The 320-nt window shown below is 38.4% G+C and carries 1 pseudogene; it reads left to right on the top strand.

The features are described 5' to 3' along the window. Window positions 1-320, top strand: a pseudogene (locus tag BW942_RS10865) (hypothetical protein); the annotation flags it as partial.

The raw sequence follows: 320 nt of genomic DNA, 5'->3' as shown, positions 1-320 counted from the left end.
AATGAACCGATTGCACTTTCTGATGAAGAACTTGGTAATTTACTCGCGTCTGAAAATGAAGAACCGGCAGCAATATCTGAGGAATCAAACGATTTAACAGAGGCAATCGATTGGGATTCTCCTCCTACATCTGAAACTTCTTTAGAAGATGAAGAAGCAAATGAACCGATTGCACTTTCTGACGAAGAACTAGGAAATTTACTCGCTTCTGAAAATGAAGAACTAACAACGTCTGAGGAATCAAACGATTTATCAGAGGCAATCGATTGGGATTCTTCTCCTACATCTGAAGTTCCTTTAGAAGATGAAGAATCAAATGA

The organism is Leptospira interrogans (assembly GCF_900156205.1).
Classification (GTDB): domain Bacteria; phylum Spirochaetota; class Leptospiria; order Leptospirales; family Leptospiraceae; genus Leptospira; species Leptospira interrogans.
The sequence above is the reverse complement of the archived record's forward strand: the minus strand, read 5'-3'. Positions and strand labels throughout refer to the sequence as shown.